The 18,328-nt window shown below is 51.5% G+C and carries 16 protein-coding genes; 4 read left to right on the forward strand and 12 right to left on the reverse strand.

Annotated features, from left to right (window positions below; genetic code table 11):
- Positions 1 to 26: 26 nt before the first annotated feature.
- On the forward strand, positions 27 to 1,655 hold the full coding sequence (locus tag B3007_RS06900) for a methyl-accepting chemotaxis protein (protein ID WP_301378197.1): 1,629 nt from the start codon (positions 27 to 29) through the stop codon (positions 1,653 to 1,655).
- A 64-nt stretch (positions 1,656 to 1,719) separates the two neighbouring features.
- Here B3007_RS06900 and B3007_RS06905 read toward each other — a convergent pair whose 3' ends face one another.
- Together B3007_RS06905 and dtd are read right to left on the reverse strand one after the other, a co-directional pair.
- Positions 1,720 to 2,091 carry a SirB2 family protein gene (locus tag B3007_RS06905; protein ID WP_301390910.1) on the reverse strand — a complete coding sequence of 124 codons (372 nt, stop codon included), beginning with the start codon at positions 2,089 to 2,091 and terminating at the stop codon, positions 1,720 to 1,722.
- A gap of 139 nt (positions 2,092 to 2,230) precedes the next feature.
- Positions 2,231 to 2,665: a D-aminoacyl-tRNA deacylase gene (gene dtd, locus B3007_RS06910; RefSeq protein WP_068439365.1), complete on the reverse strand. Its 435-nt coding sequence runs from the start codon at positions 2,663 to 2,665 to the stop codon at positions 2,231 to 2,233.
- 100 nt (positions 2,666 to 2,765) lie between these two features.
- Between dtd and B3007_RS06915 the strand changes: the two genes are divergently transcribed.
- From B3007_RS06915 to glnG, 3 genes are all read left to right on the forward strand, one after another.
- The gene (locus B3007_RS06915; protein ID WP_301378195.1) at positions 2,766 to 3,317 is read left to right on the forward strand and encodes a DUF4124 domain-containing protein; all 552 of its coding nucleotides are present in this window, start codon (positions 2,766 to 2,768) and stop codon (positions 3,315 to 3,317) included.
- Between the two features lie 262 nt (positions 3,318 to 3,579).
- Entirely contained in the window at positions 3,580 to 4,662 is a 1,083-nt protein-coding gene (gene glnL, locus B3007_RS06920) for a nitrogen regulation protein NR(II) (RefSeq protein ID WP_301378194.1), read from the forward strand.
- A complete protein-coding gene (glnG, locus tag B3007_RS06925; RefSeq protein ID WP_068439358.1) occupies positions 4,659 to 6,089 on the forward strand; it encodes a nitrogen regulation protein NR(I) in 1,431 nt (476 codons plus the stop codon). Before glnL ends, glnG begins: the two co-directional genes overlap by 4 nt.
- Before the next feature lie 38 nt (positions 6,090 to 6,127).
- Here glnG and B3007_RS06930 read toward each other — a convergent pair whose 3' ends face one another.
- From B3007_RS06930 to B3007_RS06975, 10 genes are all read right to left on the reverse strand, one after another.
- Complete coding sequence (locus tag B3007_RS06930; RefSeq protein WP_301378193.1) at positions 6,128 to 8,746, reverse strand: DUF6701 domain-containing protein; 2,619 nt, start codon at positions 8,744 to 8,746, stop codon at positions 6,128 to 6,130.
- Complete coding sequence (locus B3007_RS06935; RefSeq protein ID WP_301378192.1) at positions 8,747 to 11,905, reverse strand: DUF6701 domain-containing protein; 3,159 nt, start codon at positions 11,903 to 11,905, stop codon at positions 8,747 to 8,749.
- A 185-nt stretch (positions 11,906 to 12,090) separates the two neighbouring features.
- Positions 12,091 to 12,516 (reverse strand): hypothetical protein, encoded by a 426-nt coding sequence (locus tag B3007_RS06940; RefSeq protein ID WP_297533810.1) that lies wholly within the window; start codon positions 12,514 to 12,516, stop codon positions 12,091 to 12,093.
- The gene (locus B3007_RS06945) at positions 12,506 to 13,333 is read right to left on the reverse strand and encodes a type II secretion system protein (protein ID WP_297533811.1); all 828 of its coding nucleotides are present in this window, start codon (positions 13,331 to 13,333) and stop codon (positions 12,506 to 12,508) included. The genes B3007_RS06940 and B3007_RS06945 overlap by 11 nt, the downstream gene beginning before the upstream one ends.
- Positions 13,333 to 13,818, reverse strand: coding sequence for a type IV pilus modification PilV family protein (locus B3007_RS06950; protein ID WP_301181834.1), 486 nt, complete (start codon positions 13,816 to 13,818; stop codon positions 13,333 to 13,335). The genes B3007_RS06945 and B3007_RS06950 overlap by 1 nt, the downstream gene beginning before the upstream one ends.
- Before the next feature lie 15 nt (positions 13,819 to 13,833).
- Positions 13,834 to 14,298: a pilus assembly FimT family protein gene (locus B3007_RS06955; protein WP_301181833.1), complete on the reverse strand. Its 465-nt coding sequence runs from the start codon at positions 14,296 to 14,298 to the stop codon at positions 13,834 to 13,836.
- Positions 14,299 to 14,305: 7 nt separating this feature from the next.
- Complete coding sequence (locus B3007_RS06960) at positions 14,306 to 14,773, reverse strand: prepilin-type N-terminal cleavage/methylation domain-containing protein (RefSeq protein ID WP_301181832.1); 468 nt, start codon at positions 14,771 to 14,773, stop codon at positions 14,306 to 14,308.
- 17 nt (positions 14,774 to 14,790) lie between these two features.
- Positions 14,791 to 15,294, reverse strand: a complete 504-nt coding sequence (locus B3007_RS06965; protein WP_068439345.1) for a type II secretion system protein — start codon at positions 15,292 to 15,294, stop codon at positions 14,791 to 14,793.
- 101 nt (positions 15,295 to 15,395) lie between these two features.
- Positions 15,396 to 16,613 carry a type II secretion system F family protein gene (locus B3007_RS06970; RefSeq protein ID WP_297533816.1) on the reverse strand — a complete coding sequence of 406 codons (1,218 nt, stop codon included), beginning with the start codon at positions 16,611 to 16,613 and terminating at the stop codon, positions 15,396 to 15,398.
- On the reverse strand, positions 16,613 to 18,328 hold the full coding sequence (locus B3007_RS06975) for a GspE/PulE family protein (RefSeq protein WP_301378191.1): 1,716 nt from the start codon (positions 18,326 to 18,328) through the stop codon (positions 16,613 to 16,615). Before B3007_RS06975 ends, B3007_RS06970 begins: the two co-directional genes overlap by 1 nt.

The raw sequence follows: 18,328 nt of genomic DNA on the forward strand, positions 1-18,328 counted from the left end.
ATAGTCCCTGTTTCGTGGAGAAACGTATGAATTGGCGCGATCTGAGCCTCACACTGAAGTTACGTATACCTCTGGCCGTCATTGGGGTTCTTCTGGTCATCCTCAGTGTGCTGCAACTAAATACTCTGAGCGGAGTAACCACCACATCTGAGCTGATTAACGGTACCTATACCCCAGCTCTGGATAAGGTACTTAACGCTGACCGCGACCTGTATCAGGCTCAGATCGCCGAGCGCACTCTGGCATTAGGCGGAAACTACGAAGGCCTCAAGGCGTCTCATAAAGAGAACCTGGACCAGGTCTATGATCGCCTCAATGCTGTCATCGACATGCAAGTGAATGACAAAACGCGGGTTCAGGCCGAAGCGTTTCTTGCCGCCTTCGCGAAGTGGCGTCCTAAATCAGAAAAAATGGTAGAGGACGTTACCTCGGGGCGAATTTCGTATGAACAGGCAGAGGCACTCAGTACAGGCGCGCTGGAAAAAGAATTTGAGGCCACCCGTGATATTCTGGATACCGTTGGTGAAAACCTGGCTGAATCTGCGGCGTCACTGCATGCTGAAGGCGTATCCTTGAATGAGGCCGCTCGCCGGAACCTACTGATTCTCACGCTTCTCTCGGTCGCGATTATCGTTGCTGTTATCGTATTCCTGCCGCCACTACTCACTCGTCCAATAAAACGAACCACCTCAGCGCTGGATAAGCTTGCCCGAGGCGAAGGCGATCTGACCCGTCGGCTCACGGTTGAAAGTAACGACGAAATTGGTGAAATGGCGAAGACCTTCAATAAATTCCTTGAGGGAATGCAAAGCCTGGTCACCAACGTGCAGACAGTATCGACCCAGGTACGCGGAACCACAGAGCAGCTCGAACAAGGTGCTCAGAAAAGTCAGGAAACCACGGCTCAGTTTGTTGCTGAGCTTGAACATGTGACTCACGCTAACCGTGAAATGGAACAAGCCATTGGCGAGGTCAGCCAGTCATCGACCCGTGTCGCCGAAGAAGCGACCAACGCTGAGAAACACGTCCGTGAAATCGCCGAACAATTCCGCAGTGCGGTTACTGATATTGCCGCCCTCGCCAGCAGCGTCAGTGAATCCGCCGGCGTTATCCGCGAACTGGAACAGGAAACCACAGGGATCGCCTCACTGCTTGATGTCATTAAAGGCATTGCTGAACAAACGAACTTGCTGGCTCTCAACGCTGCTATTGAGGCAGCCCGCGCGGGTGAGCAAGGTCGTGGTTTTGCGGTGGTTGCTGATGAAGTCCGGAGTCTGGCCAGCAAGACCCAGCAGGCGACTGAAGACATCAACAGCATGATCGATAAACTTCAGAGCGGTGTGAACCGCGCAGTCAACAGTATGCAGGGCGGCGAAGAGACCGCTGAGCGCTCTGTTGAAACTGCGAGAGCTTCAGAATCGAACATTGGTGAAGTATCGGGCGCACTGGTGCGTATTAAAGATCAGGTACTGCAGGTAGCCTCGGCCATTGAGGAGCAGACGTCTGTGATCAATAACATCAACCAGAACCTGACTGAAGCCAGACACATGAGCCAGGAAAACCAGGCAAGCACGCGCCAGCTGGTCGACTCGGTGAATACGCTGGAACAGAACACATCGGATATGCGTAAGAGCGTATCGAACTTCACTGTCTGATATCTGGAACAGTGACAAAAAAGGCAGCCACGGCTGCCTTTTTTATTGCGAGGATAATCGCAGATCAGGCGATAAGAATACCCACCCACGAAAGCGCACTGTGTGCTTTTGCCACGCCAAAAATATAAACAAATACCACCAGCGCCAGAACAAACGCTTTCACATTTACTTTCTTAATTGCGATCACACCCAGCACAACGTAAGCGATCAGACCAAGTAATTTGGCGGTTACCCATGCTGCTTCGAACGGATATTGGCTGAGGGTTACGCAAAGCGCACCGGCGGTAATCAGGAGCAGAGCATTGATGCCATGCGTAGCAATGTTCAAGGCTTTATTGCTGTTCAGCAGTGGCTTGTAATTAGCCAGCACAAAGCGGACGACGAAGAGAATAAATGATAAGTAGACAAATCCAATATGAGAGTGCTTCAGAGCCATGTACATGACGGATTTCCTTCAGTATTTGGTTATTTTAAATGGGGCCAGTCTGCATACGTGGCGGCAGAATAGCCGCGAAGCATAGCAGATGACCGGTGTAATGATACTTGATCAATATCAATAAGCGTGAGGCCGGACCTCAGACTTCCAACCAGAAGGTGACAGGGCCATCATTTACCAGAGAGACCTTCATATCGGCGCCAAACCGTCCGGTCCCCGTAGTTACCTTCTCACTGGCACGGCTGCAGAAGTACTCATACAAGGCGCTGGCGTCGTCCGGTGCCGCCGCCCCCGAAAATCCGGGGCGTGTGCCCTTTCGGGTATCTGCCGCCAGAGTAAACTGAGAAACAACCAGAAGATCACCATCAATATCGCTGATGCTACGGTTCATGCGCCCCTCATCATCCGGGAAGACCCGGTAGCGCAGGATTTTATCTAACAGGCGGTCAGCCTTCTCTTTGTCGTCTTCCTTCTGAACCCCAAGCAATACCAGTAAACCGCGCCCGGCACTGCCAATCACCTCGCCGTCGACACGAACACTCGCCTCAGACACCCTTTGTATCAAGCCAATCATTGAAAACTCCCACTGAAATACCGCTGCAGTTTGCCGGCGCAGGATAGCGCGTTCTATACTCAGTTCAAATACGTGCCCAAAGCACTCCGGAGATATGGATATGCGACACTCAATGACCACCTTCATCACGCTTCTGGCTACTGCGGCTGTTACGGTCACCTGTGCGCTGCCCGCAGTTGCTCAGACAAAGGTGTACATCACAAGGGATGCTGACGGCAACCCGGTATTCAGCGATCGCAAGAGTGCAGGTTCAGAGACCCATGTGGTTCAGGAACTTCCATCCATGCCGGCGTTTAATGTTCCTAAGCCCGAGCGCCCTTCTGAAGAATCAAGCGATGAGCCCGTCACGCCGGTGTACACCAGCCTGAGTATTATCTCTCCGGCTGACGGCACTACCCTGCCCATTGGAGTGAATGGCGATGTCCGCATTTCGGGCGTTCTGACACCAGCGCTGCAAAAGAAAGATACGATCGTACTGATGGACGGCGGCATTGAGATTGCCCGCGGTAGCCAGACAAGCTTCCAGCTCGATAATCTGGACCGCGGCGAACATCGACTGCATATGGAAGTCAGAGGTCCTGACGGCGACGTGCGCATCAGCAGCCAGTCGATTACTCTTCATGTGAAACGGGCGTCTTCCCTGGCTCGTTAAACCTCACCCATCAAGGGCTACTTTCAGAGCCAGGCCAAAATCAGATGAAGGCTAAAAAGCCTTCTATACGGTCCAGAGCACTGAAACAGGGCACCAAAACAACTCACACAAACCATTGCGCGCCCACATTTGGTGCAATCAAGGGGCTGTTTTTCTTCATTTGAACACTCACGCAGCACATCAGAAGCGACTCCGCGCCATTTATGTGCAAAACTCACTTCTGGCTCAATTATTGCTGAACTGAGTGCAAACGGAGATAGCTATGCTCGCCAGCCCACACCTCAATCAACGCCTGATGGAACACCTGAATACCGGGGTTGTTCTGCTGGACGCTGATCTGAGTATTATTTTCATGAACCCCGCTGCCGAAGCCCTGCTTGAAGTCAGTGGCCAGCGTGGAAGAGGCGTTGAATTCACCATGCTCGCCAGAGAGTCTGATGAAGCGACACAGGCCTTTCGTGATGCTCTGATCAATGGGCACTCTTACACCAAACGTGAAGCGACGATTGAGCTTCATAACCAACAGCAGGCGACTCTGGACTATAGCGTAAGTCCGTTATCACACCCTGAAACGCGACTGCCCTGCCTGCTGGTTGAACTGCAAGGGCGTGACCGCCTGATGCGCATCAGCCGCGAAGAGCAACTGATCGCCAAGCAGGAAACAACACGTAACCTGGTGCGCGGCCTGGCCCACGAGATTAAGAACCCACTCGGTGGGATTCGCGGCGCAGCCCAGCTACTTGAGCGTGAATTACCAACGGCCGATCTGGCCGAGTACACCAATATTATTATCGAAGAGGCAGACCGTCTTCGTGACCTCGTGGACCGGATGCTCGGCCCCCGTACTCTGCCTCAGACCGAACAAATTAATATTCACGAAGTTCTTGAGAGGGTATGCCAGCTCGTCGACGTTGAATCTGAACATCAGATTGAAGTCGTCCGTGATTACGACCCGTCTATTCCTGAAATGGAAGCGGATCGCGGTCAGATGGTTCAGGCCCTGCTGAATATCTGCCGCAACGCGATGCAGGCGATGATGGAAAATCCAAACCCGGAGCGACCACCATCACTAACAATGAAAACCCGATCGATGCGCCAGTTTACGATTGGCCATCATCGTCACCGACTGGTTGTACGTGTCGATATAACCGATAACGGCCCGGGCATCCCCGAAGAGATTCAGGAAAGCCTCTTCTACCCTATGGTCACGGGTCGCCCGGAAGGAACAGGTCTTGGCCTTTCAATCTCACAATCAATTATTAATCAGTGCGACGGCATCATTGAATTTGAATCCGAGCCCGGACGCACCACATTCTCAATTTATCTGCCTTTGGAACCACTATGAGCACTGTCTGGATCATTGATGACGATAAATCCATCCGCTGGGTTTTAGAAAAAGCACTGCAACAGGCGGGGATTGATACCAAAGTATTTGAGCAGGCTGAACCTGCACTCAATCAACTGAAAAAAGAGCATCCCAGCGCCATTATTACGGATATCCGCATGCCGGGTATGGATGGTCTCACGCTGTTGAAGCACGCAAACGAGGCACATCCTGATTTACCAGTCATCATTATGACAGCGCACTCTGACCTTGAGAGCGCGGTCAGCTCGTACCAGAGTGGTGCCTTCGAATATCTGCCAAAGCCTTTCGATGTCGACGAAGCGGTCAGCCTGATTCAACGTGCCATAGATCACTTCTCTGAAATTTCAGCACAGGCACCATCGGTTGAACCTGAGATGCCAACGCAGGAGATCATCGGTGAAGCGCCCGCAATGCAGGAAGTTTTCCGCGCCATTGGTCGTCTCTCGCAATCGAATATTACTGTTTTAATTAACGGTGAATCAGGCACGGGTAAAGAACTCGTCGCTCATGCACTTCATAAGCATAGCCCTCGTGCTCCTGAGCCTTTCATTGCTCTGAACATGGCTGCAATTCCCAAAGATCTGATTGAATCAGAGCTTTTTGGCCATGAAAAAGGCTCTTTCACCGGCGCTGGCGGCCAACGTCGTGGACGTTTTGAACAAGCTAACGGTGGCACCTTATTCCTCGACGAAATCGGTGATATGCCGGCTGACACCCAGACACGACTGCTTCGTGTACTGGCTGATGGTGAGTTTTACCGCGTAGGTGGTACGACACCGGTCAAGGTGAATGTGCGCATTATTGCTGCAACGCACCAGGACCTTGAAGGTTTGGTAAAAGACGGGAAATTCCGCGAAGATTTATTCCATCGTCTTAACGTTATCCGTATCCACCTGCCTCGTCTCGCCGATCGTCGTGAAGATATTCCGAAACTTCTGACGCACTTCCTGCAACGCGCAGCCGAAGAGCTTGAAGTAGAGACTAAGTCGCTGCGACCAGAAACCGAAGAGTTTTTGTCTACCCTGGACTGGCCGGGTAACGTCCGCCAACTCGAGAATACCTGTCGCTGGATCACTGTGATGGCATCTGGTCGCGAAGTGCTGGTAAAAGATCTGCCACCTGAGCTTCTGGAACAGAAAAGTGATATTCAGACCTCAGGTAACTGGGAACAGAATCTGCGTTTCTGGGCTGATCAACAGCTGGCCTCGGGCATGACGGATCTGCTTGATACCGCAGTTCCTATCTTTGAACGTATTATGATTGAGACCGCACTTAAGCATACCGCGGGTCGTCGTCGCGATGCCGCAAACCTGCTGGGATGGGGCCGGAACACCCTGACAAGAAAGATCAAAGAGCTGCAGATGGACACCGAAGATCATCATGACGATGATCATGGCGATGACTGACTATTTCAGCTGACCGCGACAAAACAACCGGGAGCCTATTACTCCCGGACTTCCCTGCGATATAAAATGCGTTCATGCCCACGGAAGACACCGAAGCTGACGGTTGATGAGGGCGATTCAAAACTACCATCTCCATCGTAATCGCCTCGTAACCACTGCGGGGCAGTGTAGCTCAGAGACGCATCACCTGTATCCGGTGTGCCGGGTACCAGTGTTGGGGCGAGCAAGGTAATTCCCGCATTACCACTGCTCCCCCCGGTTAACTGACCTGAGGTGGCCGTAATCTGACTGATACCATCGACAGAAGCATTGGCACTGTCCCAGACGGTACAGTCATCGTCAGTATTCTGTACATACCTGCCGCCCTGGAAATATTCTGTGATCAGCCTTGCGGTCAGATCGTGGGTTTCGGCACCAAAGGTATCCTGTAAACGCATACGGCCAAAGCGCACACTCACCCCACTACCATCAGGTGTAAAGTCGACACTGGCAGACTGGGTTACCTCGCCGTCGGTAACACCGGTAAGCGTAAATTGCAGCTCCGGAGAAAAAGGATTTATTTCAGCATTTAAATCACGCACATAGGCGATGTTATCTAGTGGTGAAAAGACATACTCCATCACCCCAGGGCTACTTACCGTTAATGAGCCAGCCTGATAATCAGTAGTAGGAGAACCAGCCAAAGAGAGCGCCAGGCCATCGTTGCCCACAACACTCTGGTCGACTAACGGGAATGAAACTCCGTTAAATACGTCACCGGCCGATAAACGCATAAAAGCAGTGTCAGTATAATTCTGAGTAATCTCAGCATCGGCTGATGCGTTGTAGGCAGAAACAATGATTGCCGGTGCCACCAGCCATGAGAAAGATTGCCCGGTGTAGCTATTTCCAGTACTACAAGCGCCAGAAAATACGCCAGAGTCTGCCACACTCACCTCAAAATACGCGGGAACAAACCGCCCCAGCGGCGCACTTGAGAAGGTGGCTAAATTGGTATCAGACAAGGTGCCGAGCGCTGCGCCAAAATACAAAGGCGGCGTTGCATTTAGAGTAAATACACCGCTTTCTCCTTGCGTAAGATTAATACTAGAAACGCCGCTGACGCTCGCTGGGTGAATATATTCAGCGGGTTCCAGTGTGCCATTTTGTCCGGCGGCTGGTGCGACAACGGTTGAAGACAAAGTAATCGGCGATCCTGAGCTGTAATTTGGTGTCGTGATGTTATCCAAACAGAAATCACTGTCGCTATCTGCTTCCCAGGCGACCGCACGAATATTAACCGGGAATGCCGCACCTGCGAGCGCAAACACTGGGCAGTCTTCATAAGGCTCGTTACAGACATTAGCTGGATCAATACACAGCCCCGCTGGGCGCGCTACAAAGCTGGTTTGTCCATTCAGGATCAGTCCAGCATCAGCACCACTTCCGGTATAACTGGCAAACAGTGTTTTCTGCCCGGCGTCGTCGTAGTTAAAGGACGTCAGCGAGGCGGTGCCGGAAGCATCAAAGGCAAGAGAGAGGCTTGTTGGGCTTACAGGTGAAGTGGACACATCAACGCCTGCGACTTGCACAGCTTTACTGCCAGAAGCAGGCGCGTCGTAACGGGAATATAAATCCACATCCTTCGATACGTTTGCGAAAGCCGGCACACACTCAGGTGAGTTATCACTCTTTCTGACTGCCTGTATAGTCGCCGAAGCGGGTCCTTTCGCGGATATAAAATCAGGAACACTGACTACAAAACCCGCATCGGCAAACGCCAGGTTACACGTCACAGATACGCTGCCGCCGTCCACCGAGCAGAGATTACTGCCCCCGACTTTTGCGGGCGAAGATGATGACACTCCAACAATCGCTGTACCAGGGACAGTCTGGCTAAGCTCAAAGCTACCGCTACCGCCCGACAGAGTTCGCGTATTGCCGCCGACCCACCCCGCTGGCAACAAGGTTATATTCACATCGTCGGTGTACAGACTGGAGCAAGTGCTGTCTGCGCATGCCAGAATATCAACCGTCTGGGGCTTGCAGGTTAAAGCGTCAGACTCATAGGATAACCGGAAATGATCCGGGCCAGCCGGTGGCAGATCCGCAGTGATCTCAATATCACTGACATACCAGTTATCACCGAGAAGATCGAAGAAACTGATCCCTCCGCCGGTCATGACATAACGTAACTGAAAATTATCGTGGTAAGCATCTGCAGGCAACGAGGCGGAATAGGAATAGCTATCTCCTATCGAGAGCAACCCAAGAAAGCCATAGTCTGCAACAAAGGTCGTCAGAGTCTGCCAGCCGCCGTTACTGCGCCGGTACTGAACAACTAAGTCTTCTCCCGGGTTAGGTGCCCTACCGATAAGTCCAAATCCGAGGCTGAATGGCACGTAGACATCGAAACTTATATCAACAGAGTCTGCTTCAGAGAAATCAAATGCCCGTGACTCGACTTCGACATAACCGTTACGAAGATTGAGTTCGCCCAGTGAATTAATCACCACCCGGGAAGTATTACTGGCAATCCAGTCTACACCGACAACGGCACTGTTGAGCAAATTAAACAGCACCGGAAGGGCAGCCACAGTTGAAGCGCACAGATAAAACAGTGCTGAAATGGCCCAGACTCTGGGCCGCACGCGAACCTGTTTTTTACGTAGGCGCATTTATCTCAACTCTTTTTTGTAGATAACCCGCTCGTGACCACGATAAACGCTGAAAGTCGACGTTGCGGATGGATCGTTGTTGAAGTTGCCATCACCATTAAAATCACCCTCCAGCCAGAAGGGTGCATCGTAGGTCACGGTGGCATCACCTGTGTCAGGAGTCCCTGCTACCGTGGTGGGCGCTGCTAATTCCAGACCATTGCTACCCGTCGTGCCCGAAGACACTGCCCCTGACCCCGGCAGGATCGAGCTTAAGCTATCCACACTGGCGTTAGCGCTGTTCCAGGTCGAACATGAATCAAAGGTATTAAGGACGTATTCACCATCAGCGAAATATTCCATAGACATGGGCAACGTCAGATTACTGTTTTCAGGGCCGTAACTGTCTTCAACTATCATCCTGCCGAAGCGGACATCAACAGAGCTTCCATCGGGTGTGAAGTTGACCGTGTTGTTTACATTCGCCTCACCATCAGAGATAGCCGAGCCAATTTCAAAGACCAGGTCAGGACTGAATGTATTTATTTCAGCAGCGCTGTTGCGCAAATAGGCGAGGCTATCCGCTGCCGAGAATACATATTCCATTTGCCCTGCTCCCGAGACACTTATTGATCCGTCATTAAACTGTGTGTCAGGCACTCCAGAGAGCTGCATCCGGCTGCCATCGTTACCATCCGTCGCGTTGTCCTCTGTGGGATAGGTAATATTATCTGCGACGTTTGCCGCTGCCAGGCGACGGAAATCGTCGTGAGTATAATTCTCAGTCACTGCCTTAGGGCTCGCCCCATTAAACGCAGTAATAGCGATTGTAGGAGCAATTAACCAGTCGAATAACTGACCGGTATAGGTATTTCCCGTCGGACAGGCAGGAGAAAACTCACCGACATCACTGGCCGAGACTTCGAAGTGATCGGGTATGAAGCGGCCGGTTGGCTGACTGGTATAAGTCACTGGTGTTGTGCTTGATGTCGACCCTAAGGCCGCGCCCAGGTAAAGAGGTGGAGTCGCACTGAAGGTGAAAACGCCCACCTCACTTTGCGTCATCGAAACGACATTCTCGCCGCCAGTTCCATTAGACGATAAATGATTATACTCCGTCGGTTCTGTAACACCGGGGTTACCTGGAATAGGCGCCAAGAGGTTGGAACTCAGCGTAATATTGCCACCGGAGTTGTAATTTGGCGTCCCGCTGTTGTCGCTACAGAAATCACTATCTGAATCTGACTCCCATGCAACCGCAGTGATACTAACGGGGAAAGGAGCTCCCGCGGTGCCAAAGACTCCACACGTTGCTGCCCCTGATGTGCAACTACTGCCCGTATCCACGCACAACCCGGCTGGGCGTGCAATATAAGGGTCGCTTCCTTCCATAATCAGACCGAGATCAGCACCCGTGCCTACGTAGCGGGCGTAGAGTGACTTCTGGCCGGCATCGTAATAATTCAATGAAGGCAATACCGCCTCACCATTACTATCGAAATTCAGCGACAGCGTTGTCGGCAATAGATTATTTCCTGATATCGCTACGCCGCCCATACTTGTCACCATCGAGCCCGAGGCCGGAATATCGTAGCTGGTCCAGAAGTCCACATTTTTAGTGACGTTGGCAAAGGCAGGTACGCATTGTGGTGCGTTATCACTTTTACGTACTGCCTGTATCGTCGCTGCAGCCGTGCCCTTACCCGCAATAATATCCGGTACGTCGACCAGAAAACCCGAGTCAGCAAAGGTCAGAGAACAAGACGGCGTATAGGGGCCGCCATCAATAGAGCAACGATTATTGGAGCCTGTCATCAACGGGATTGAAGAAACGACATCCAGATCAACGGTTCCAGCTGTGGTACGGGCCAGTGAAGCAACGCCACTCCCCCCCGTTATCGTGACGGCATTTCCACCAACCCACCCTGTCGGGGATAAGACGATATCGACGGGGTCTGTATAAAGACCCGAACAGGAGGCGTCCTCACATACCTGAATTGTTACGTCCTGCGGATTACAGGTCAGGGCGGCCGAATTGTAAGATAAGCGGAAGTGATGAACCGCCGATGAGGTATCGTCGCGTGTACCTACGTAGACATTATCAATATGATAAAAATCATAGCGTCGAAACAAAGAGGTCGTGCCGTCTGCCTGATAAAATCTGAGCCTGAAATTACTGTGTAAAGCATCATCAGGAACCCGCGCCTCATACCGATAAATTTCCCCAGAATTGGATGCCGACGGATCATGGAAATCGATCGTACGCCACGTGCCATCAGGTAAATAAATCTGCACATACAATTCAGCCGCTGACGGGTCTTCACTGTCGTAATTCCCTGGCGTGATTGCATCCGTACCACTGAAGTTATCATCGCCGTAGCGAATCCAATACTCCATTTCGACAAAGGTTTCGCCCGACAGGTCGATACTTCGGGTCGTCGTTGTCCGCTCACCGCAACAGGTGTACATACTACGAGTGCCCGTTTCTGCCGTGTGATTACTGATTTGAGATGTGAAATTTCCATCGAAAATAGTGACGTACCAATCGGGCAGAGTCTCCCCCGGAGGTGGTGTCATTAAGAGATTACGCTCAAAATCATCGGAGAAAAGAGGGTAACGAGTCGTACCGACTTCAAAGTCGGTTACTTTCAGATCATCAATATGCCAGAAGTCCCGACGGGTAAAAGAGCTTCCTGAGCCGTCAGCCTGGTAAAAACGAAAACGGAAATTACTGTGTAAGCCTGCAACAGGAATTCTGGCATAAACGTTGTAGGTATCCCCTCCTGACGAGCCGCCACCTTCCCATAACTGCAAAGCCTGCCAGCTGCCATTATCCAGCAAAACATCCAGGCGGAGATCATCACTGCTTGAAGGCCATTCACTGTAGTTATCAGAACCGCTTCTTAACCAGAAATTAACTTCTGCGTAATTCGAAGCACTCAGGTCCATTGGATCTGAAGTAACGTAAACCTCATCGCAACAAATAAACATGCTGCGGGAACCGGAGTTTGCGATGTAAGTTCCAATGCCCGCCTCACCACGAGAACCAATAGGCGTTACTGTGTACTTCTGAGGACCGCCGTTCAGATTGCTCCGCTCGAAGTCGTCCGACCATAAATCGATGCGAGCCATGGCACTCATGGAGGTAAACAATAAAGACAGCAGCGCATATTTCAGCATAATATTCTTCCAGCTAACCTTTGGTTACGGCAAAACCTGCAGCACCTTGCTAAACCTTCCCGATATAACTAAATGATATTCTTCAGTTTGGCTTTTTCTATTCTTTCACAAAACGTCACGATGGACTGTATTAACCTCGTAATCACAGCGCTATGTAACGGCAATCTAGCTATAGGCGGGAAACACTACCGAGCCCGAACTTCTAGCGTTCGTGACGCCTGATCAAGTCCGGTGCCACAAGAACCCTGCGATGTCAGTGTAAAAAGGTTTTCGCTACCGATGGTCATCTGAACACAACTGACGGAAACACTGCATCCGCGCAGACCAGGAGCAGTAAAAGTCGCAGTAAAAAATGGGGAAGTTGCACAGGCTCGCCCGGGAGAACCATCCGGAGGCAGCAGTACATTAAGAGCCGCTTCGGTACCTGATTCAGCAGCGTAAAAAGCGCGCTCCCCCTGAATATGAAGCACACTCGACTGACCACTGGTCGTCTGCATAGACCCCATTACCGTGACGATCACAGCAAGCACAGTAATAACAAACAGCGCCATTGGCAGACCAAAGCCGCGCTGCGGGGATAGAGCTATCCGTTTCACATCATCAGGGAACATTAACAACCCTCACCTGCTGCCCCATGGAAAGCGTCTCGCCTGTTGTCGGGTGTTGCAGCACGTACTCAAATGCCACCAGGCCACTTCGCGCCAGCGTTGGATTCTGAAAGCGAAATGTCATGGATCCTGCCTGAAGTGGAAATGCCAGAACGGTGCGACCGCCAGCCCGATTGGTAGGTAAGGCTGCCTTTAGGTTAGCGACGTCACTGATAAAGCCGTAGTTGCGGTAACGATAGAGATAGGCTCCATCCTGACAGACGGCTTCAGGCGCAGACGATAAATAGTAGCGACGCTCCGGCGAATCTGATGGGAAGGTATGAGAGCTCGCAAGCGTGACATCAACCTCGGTTGTCCCCGCGGGCACTGAGCCGATATCCGGCGTCAGAGGTCCCGGATCATTCTGGGCGTACAGGTTAGCCGACCCGATAGGATAAACAGATACGTAACCACTCGCACCGTCGGATACAGAATATGGTGCGGCACGGAATGAGGTAACTGCCGAATTAACCGATAAATCGGTGTACATCGAAGCGGCGACTACAGGCATATATTCAACGCACAGTCCGTCAGCGGTGGTACGGATACTGCCCGGTAGAGCGTCGCGCAATCCGCGGCTGATCTGTTCGTTAACGACATAGCCAGCCGCCGCTAATTGTTCACGACCGTTGCTTGAGATAAAACCTTCACTGGTAGAGCGGATAAACTGAACCGACATGATGCCCAACACCGCAGCCACCACCAATGTCATCACCAGCTCAACCAGGGTAAATCCAGACTGACGCCGCAGATAAGTTAACGTCATCACTTTTGTTACCATCAGTAATTCCCCTTATACATAGAGAATACCGAGGTATCGCCGATCGGGTCGTCAATCGTGATTTCTATACGCTTAGCGCCACCGGTGTTCACACCAATAGAGTCATCACAGACTACGTTGATAGACACCGTGTAGCCGCTGTAATCCGTTGCAAGAGAGGCGTCCATCGTATCCGGGGATTCGTTGGTGACGGCATCGTAATCATCGACGTCATCGTAATTGTCACGGCTTTCGCCGTCATTAGTAATCCGACACGCCCCAGTGTAGGCAGGAACACCATTCGTCCCCGTGGCCTCGTCATAGCGACGCGACAGTATTTCATCAAAATAAAGCTGAGCCAGATCGACGGAGCGGGTCTGAATAAGAACGTCAGCAGATCGCCCGGTAAGAACACTGAACGCCCGCAGAGAACCAACTAAGGCGACAGAAATAATGACGATAGTAATGACCATTTCGACCAGAGACATGCCGCGCATTCTTAGCATAAGTGCGTGCCTCCTTCAGGGCTGGCAGTTGCCGATATAGGCGAAACCACTGGCAGAAATACAGAGTGAGTGAGAATTACCAGCGGAAAAAACAAACTGATTCGCAGCGCCGGTTTCTGCATTGATATCAAAATTAATCGTTGTGCTGCCACCGTTAGCCAGAGTAGCACCGTTAATGGCCAGCGCTGCCCCTGCGCGCGGAGCTTCCCGCGTGCCAAAGGTGGTTGTCCCCTGCGAAACAGTGAAAAGCCAATCAGAGCTGGTCTGAGAAACCGTGAGATTGACCGGAGTTGCCGCCACTGCATTTGCCAGTGCTCTTCTCTGAGCAAGGATTGCTACCGACACCAGTTGCTCACGAGCAGCAAGCGTAGTGTAGCGATCGGTATTCAGGAAAAGGCTGCTTGCGCCGATTGAGATAATGGCGATCAATGTGATCACCATTATCATCTCAACCAGAGTAAAGCCTCGTTGGCGGATCAAATCAGCCTCAGCAACCGTTTGGATCAACAACAACCTTTGGCGCGGCGGTGATTGGATTCACGTTTTCCACTGCGGCGGTTGCAGCGGTGTAAGTCACAGTACAGCCAGCGCCAGTTGTCAGGGTGTAAACTGCCTCTTCACCACCTGCGGCGGTTCCATGAGTAATCTGGTAGTCACCCGCCACCTGAGCAGCGTCAGTGATACCAGCCTGTACGGCCTGAGGGTAACCATTCACCATAGCGATAGAGGCACCTTCAAGAACCACTGCCTGACCGGGTGTCGAGCCATCTGCCAGCTGCTGCGCGTGAGCAATATTGGCGGCTGCACGGAGTGCACCGGCCAGCGCATTCAGACTGGCAACCCGCGCGTCCTGACCAAAATCTGCGAAACGCGGCAGCGCAAAGGCAGAGAGCACACCGAGAATAACAATTACCATGACCAGTTCGATCAGTGTAAAACCTCTTTGTTTTTTCATGTCCCGACTCCTGTGTGTTATCGGATATTCCAGCTTACGCGGCCATCGGCCGAGCTATAGTCAATGTAAAATCTGTCGCCACTTGCTCTGTGGTAGTACCGACAATGTCCCTCTACGACTTCGACCCGGAAATCGGCGCTGGCATTATCACCAGCGGTCAGTGTCGGAACTTCTATATCCAGAAGACTATTCCACAGCGCTTCACAACTCAGTGTCGTTGTTACTCCTGATCCGGACATCCCGTCCGGTTCCTGCGGTACCGGCCAGCCATATTGATTCATAGCAAAGCCTTCAAGCAGGGTGCTGTTTTTATCGGTCATCCAGGCTTTCCGGAAAATCATCACTCCGGTCTGCAGGGAGCTACCCACCGACTTAACATGTGCACGCCAGGCATCCTCGATAATGTTGTCCATCCGGGGCACCAGAATCAGTATCCCGACCATCATTACCGCCAATGCGATCGCCGACTGGAGTAGAGAGAAGCCTCGTTTCCGGCCGACGTTCAGTAACGTCGTTGGCATACTTAAACCTTAGTCAACAATTGAATTTTTGAAGCTGGTATTAACGAAAATAAACAAATATTGAATTACAAAAACTTCTGTTACATATGTGGCGTCAGTGTCTAACCTGACACTGCACCACTGAGCTCCCACACGGGTAAGAAAACACCCAGAGCGAGCAGAAGTACCAGCGCCCCCAGAAACACGAGCAGGATGGGTTCTATCGCGTCTGACAGTTGGTTGAGCTCGTAGTCGACCTCTTCTTCATAAAAGTCAGCGACCTCATCAAGTAGCCGATCAACAGCCCCTGTTTCTTCACCAACCGACATCATTTGAAGTACTAGTGGTGTGAACAGGCCAGTTCTCTGCGCCGTATTGGTCAGCCCTTCGCCACGCTGGACCCCATCGCCCATATCGCTGACGGCATTACCGATATATTTATTACCAACACTCGCCGCCACAATAGACAGGCTATTCAGGATTGGCACACCAGCAGTCAGCATCATGGAAAAAGAACGGGAAAAACGCGCCAGTGCGATGCGCTCGAAAATAGTACCGATAAGAGGAATATTCAGTTTGGTTCTGTCCCACCAGACAGCCCCTTCATCGGTGGCGATAAACTGTCTAAAAGCAAGACCGCCAACAATCAGACCGGCCAACAAGGCATGCCACCAGTTCTGCATGAAATCGGAAACAGCAATCAGGATTAACGTGGCAAATGGCAGGTCAGCGCCTAGCTTATTAAATACCGACGAGAAGCTTGGAATCACAAACATAGTGACAACCACCATCGCGATTGCAATGGCACCGATAACCATAATGGGATAGCGCAACGCGGACTTGATACGCTTTCTGGTTTCCCGTTCCATTTCCAGGTGGCCCACCAGGCGGATCAGTGCATCATCAAGATTCCCTGTGCTCTCACCTATATGGATCATGCTGACGTAAATAGGAGAAAAGAGTTTAGGGTGCCTTCTAAATGCCGAAGCCAGATCAGAACCACCGACCAGCTGGTCGCTGATATCCTGAAGAACCGTGCGTAACTGATCGTTGTTCGCACTTTCGGCCAGCCCGGTCAGCGCCCGGATGATAGGAACACCCGCCTTAGTCAGTGCATACAACTGACGAGTAAACAGGACGAGCTCTTCAGATTTAATTTTTTGAGAACGCTGGACCGTTTTACCGTCCTTCGAGGGTAATACTTTCTGTTGCTGAATTTTAAGCGGGGTAATGCCGCGTTGCATCAGCTGCGATACTGCGACTTCCCGGCTACCCGCCTGTAGGGAGCCCTCTACCGCCGCCCCCGAATTATCGCGACCGCGATAGAGATAAATGGCCATCAGATCTCCTCGCCATCCAGGGTTGCTGATACACGGAAGACTTCATCAAGGGAGGTCACACCCTCTGTCGCAAAGTCCAGTGCAGACATTGCTAACGGGCGGAAATACGGAGATTTCAACGCTGCCTCAGAGAACCCTTGAGAATCCCCCTTACGCAATGCACCTATCATGTTGGCATCGAGTTCCAGTAACTCGTAAATACCGACACGCCCCTGATAGCCGGTATTGTTGCAGTGATGGCAACCTCTTCCGTTCAGGAACTGACGTGTTGAGCTGCCAGGTTCCATAGTTTCTAACCAGGCTTTTTCCTGATCATCGGGCTCGTAATTCTGAGTGCAATGAGGGCACAGCTTTTTAATAAGACGCTGTGCCAGAACAGCTCTCAGTGACGAAGCAACCAGATAGCTATCAACGCCCATATCCATCAGGCGTGCCGCTGCTGACTGGGCATCGTTGGTGTGCAACGTCGACAGCACCATGTGACCTGTCATTGCAGCTCGTAAGCCGATCTCTGCCGTCTCGTGGTCACGCATCTCACCAATCAGAACGATATCCGGGTCCTGACGCAGAGCCGCACGAAGAACAGTCGAAAATTCGAGACCCACTTTGGTATTTACCTGGACCTGGTTAATTCGCGGAAGCCTGTACTCGATAGGATCTTCGGCGGTGATAATTTTCTTTTCGGCCTGATTCAGCTGAGTCAGTGCCGCGTACAGCGTTGTTGTTTTACCTGAACCCGTCGGGCCGGTGACAAGGATCAATCCATGAGGACGTGTGATCAGATACTCAAAACGATTCCTGATCTGATCTCTCATACCGAGGGATGCCATGCTCAGAATGCCGCCACTCTGATCCAGCAGACGCATAACCACCGACTCACCAAACTGCACCGGCATAGTCGACAGACGCACATCGATATTCTTATTACGGACACGGATATTGAAGCGGCCATCCTGTGGTAGACGCTTCTCCGAAATATCCAGACCCGACATGATTTTTAAACGCGATACCAATGCCGAGGCAACGCGTTTCTCTTTCATAATCTGTTCTTGTAATTCGCCATCAACACGCAAGCGAATACGCAACTGGCTCTCTTCGGGCTCGATATGAACGTCCGACGCCTTTACCTGAACGGCATCTTCAAACAGGCTCTGCAACAAGCGAACAACCGGAGCCTCTGACGTATCAGAGCTTGAAACAATGGCATTGATATCGAAGTCGCTGCTCTGTAATTCACCCGCCAGTTCACCCGCAATGGAAGCCATCTGCTCCTGACGACGATAGACATTATCGAGAATAGAGAGCAGCTCATCTTCCTGAACAAACGCTGGCAGAACGGGCTTTTTAAGAATTTTCTGGAGATCATCAATAACCATCAGATCAGTCGGATCGGCCATACCGACCATCATTCCGCCCGGCTCTTCTGACAATAGCAGGCAGCGATATCGACGGGCCTGAGTTTCAGGCAACTGCTGTATCAGCGCATTATCGAGACGAAAACGCGACAGATCGATAAATGGATAACCAAAGTAATCAGAAAGAATAGAAAGCAATTTAACCTCTGAGACAAAACCGAGATCCGTAATCGCTTTACCCAATTTTTTTCCGGTGCGCTTCTGCTCTACCAGCGCCATCTGCAACTGTTTCTGATCGATTAACTGCTTCTCAAGTAGCAGATCGCCGACACGAACTTTACGACGTAATCTTGCTTCCAT

The sequence above is a fragment of the Thalassolituus sp. UBA675 genome (genome assembly GCF_002297765.1).
Taxonomy (GTDB): Bacteria; Pseudomonadota; Gammaproteobacteria; order Pseudomonadales; family Oceanobacteraceae; genus Thalassolituus.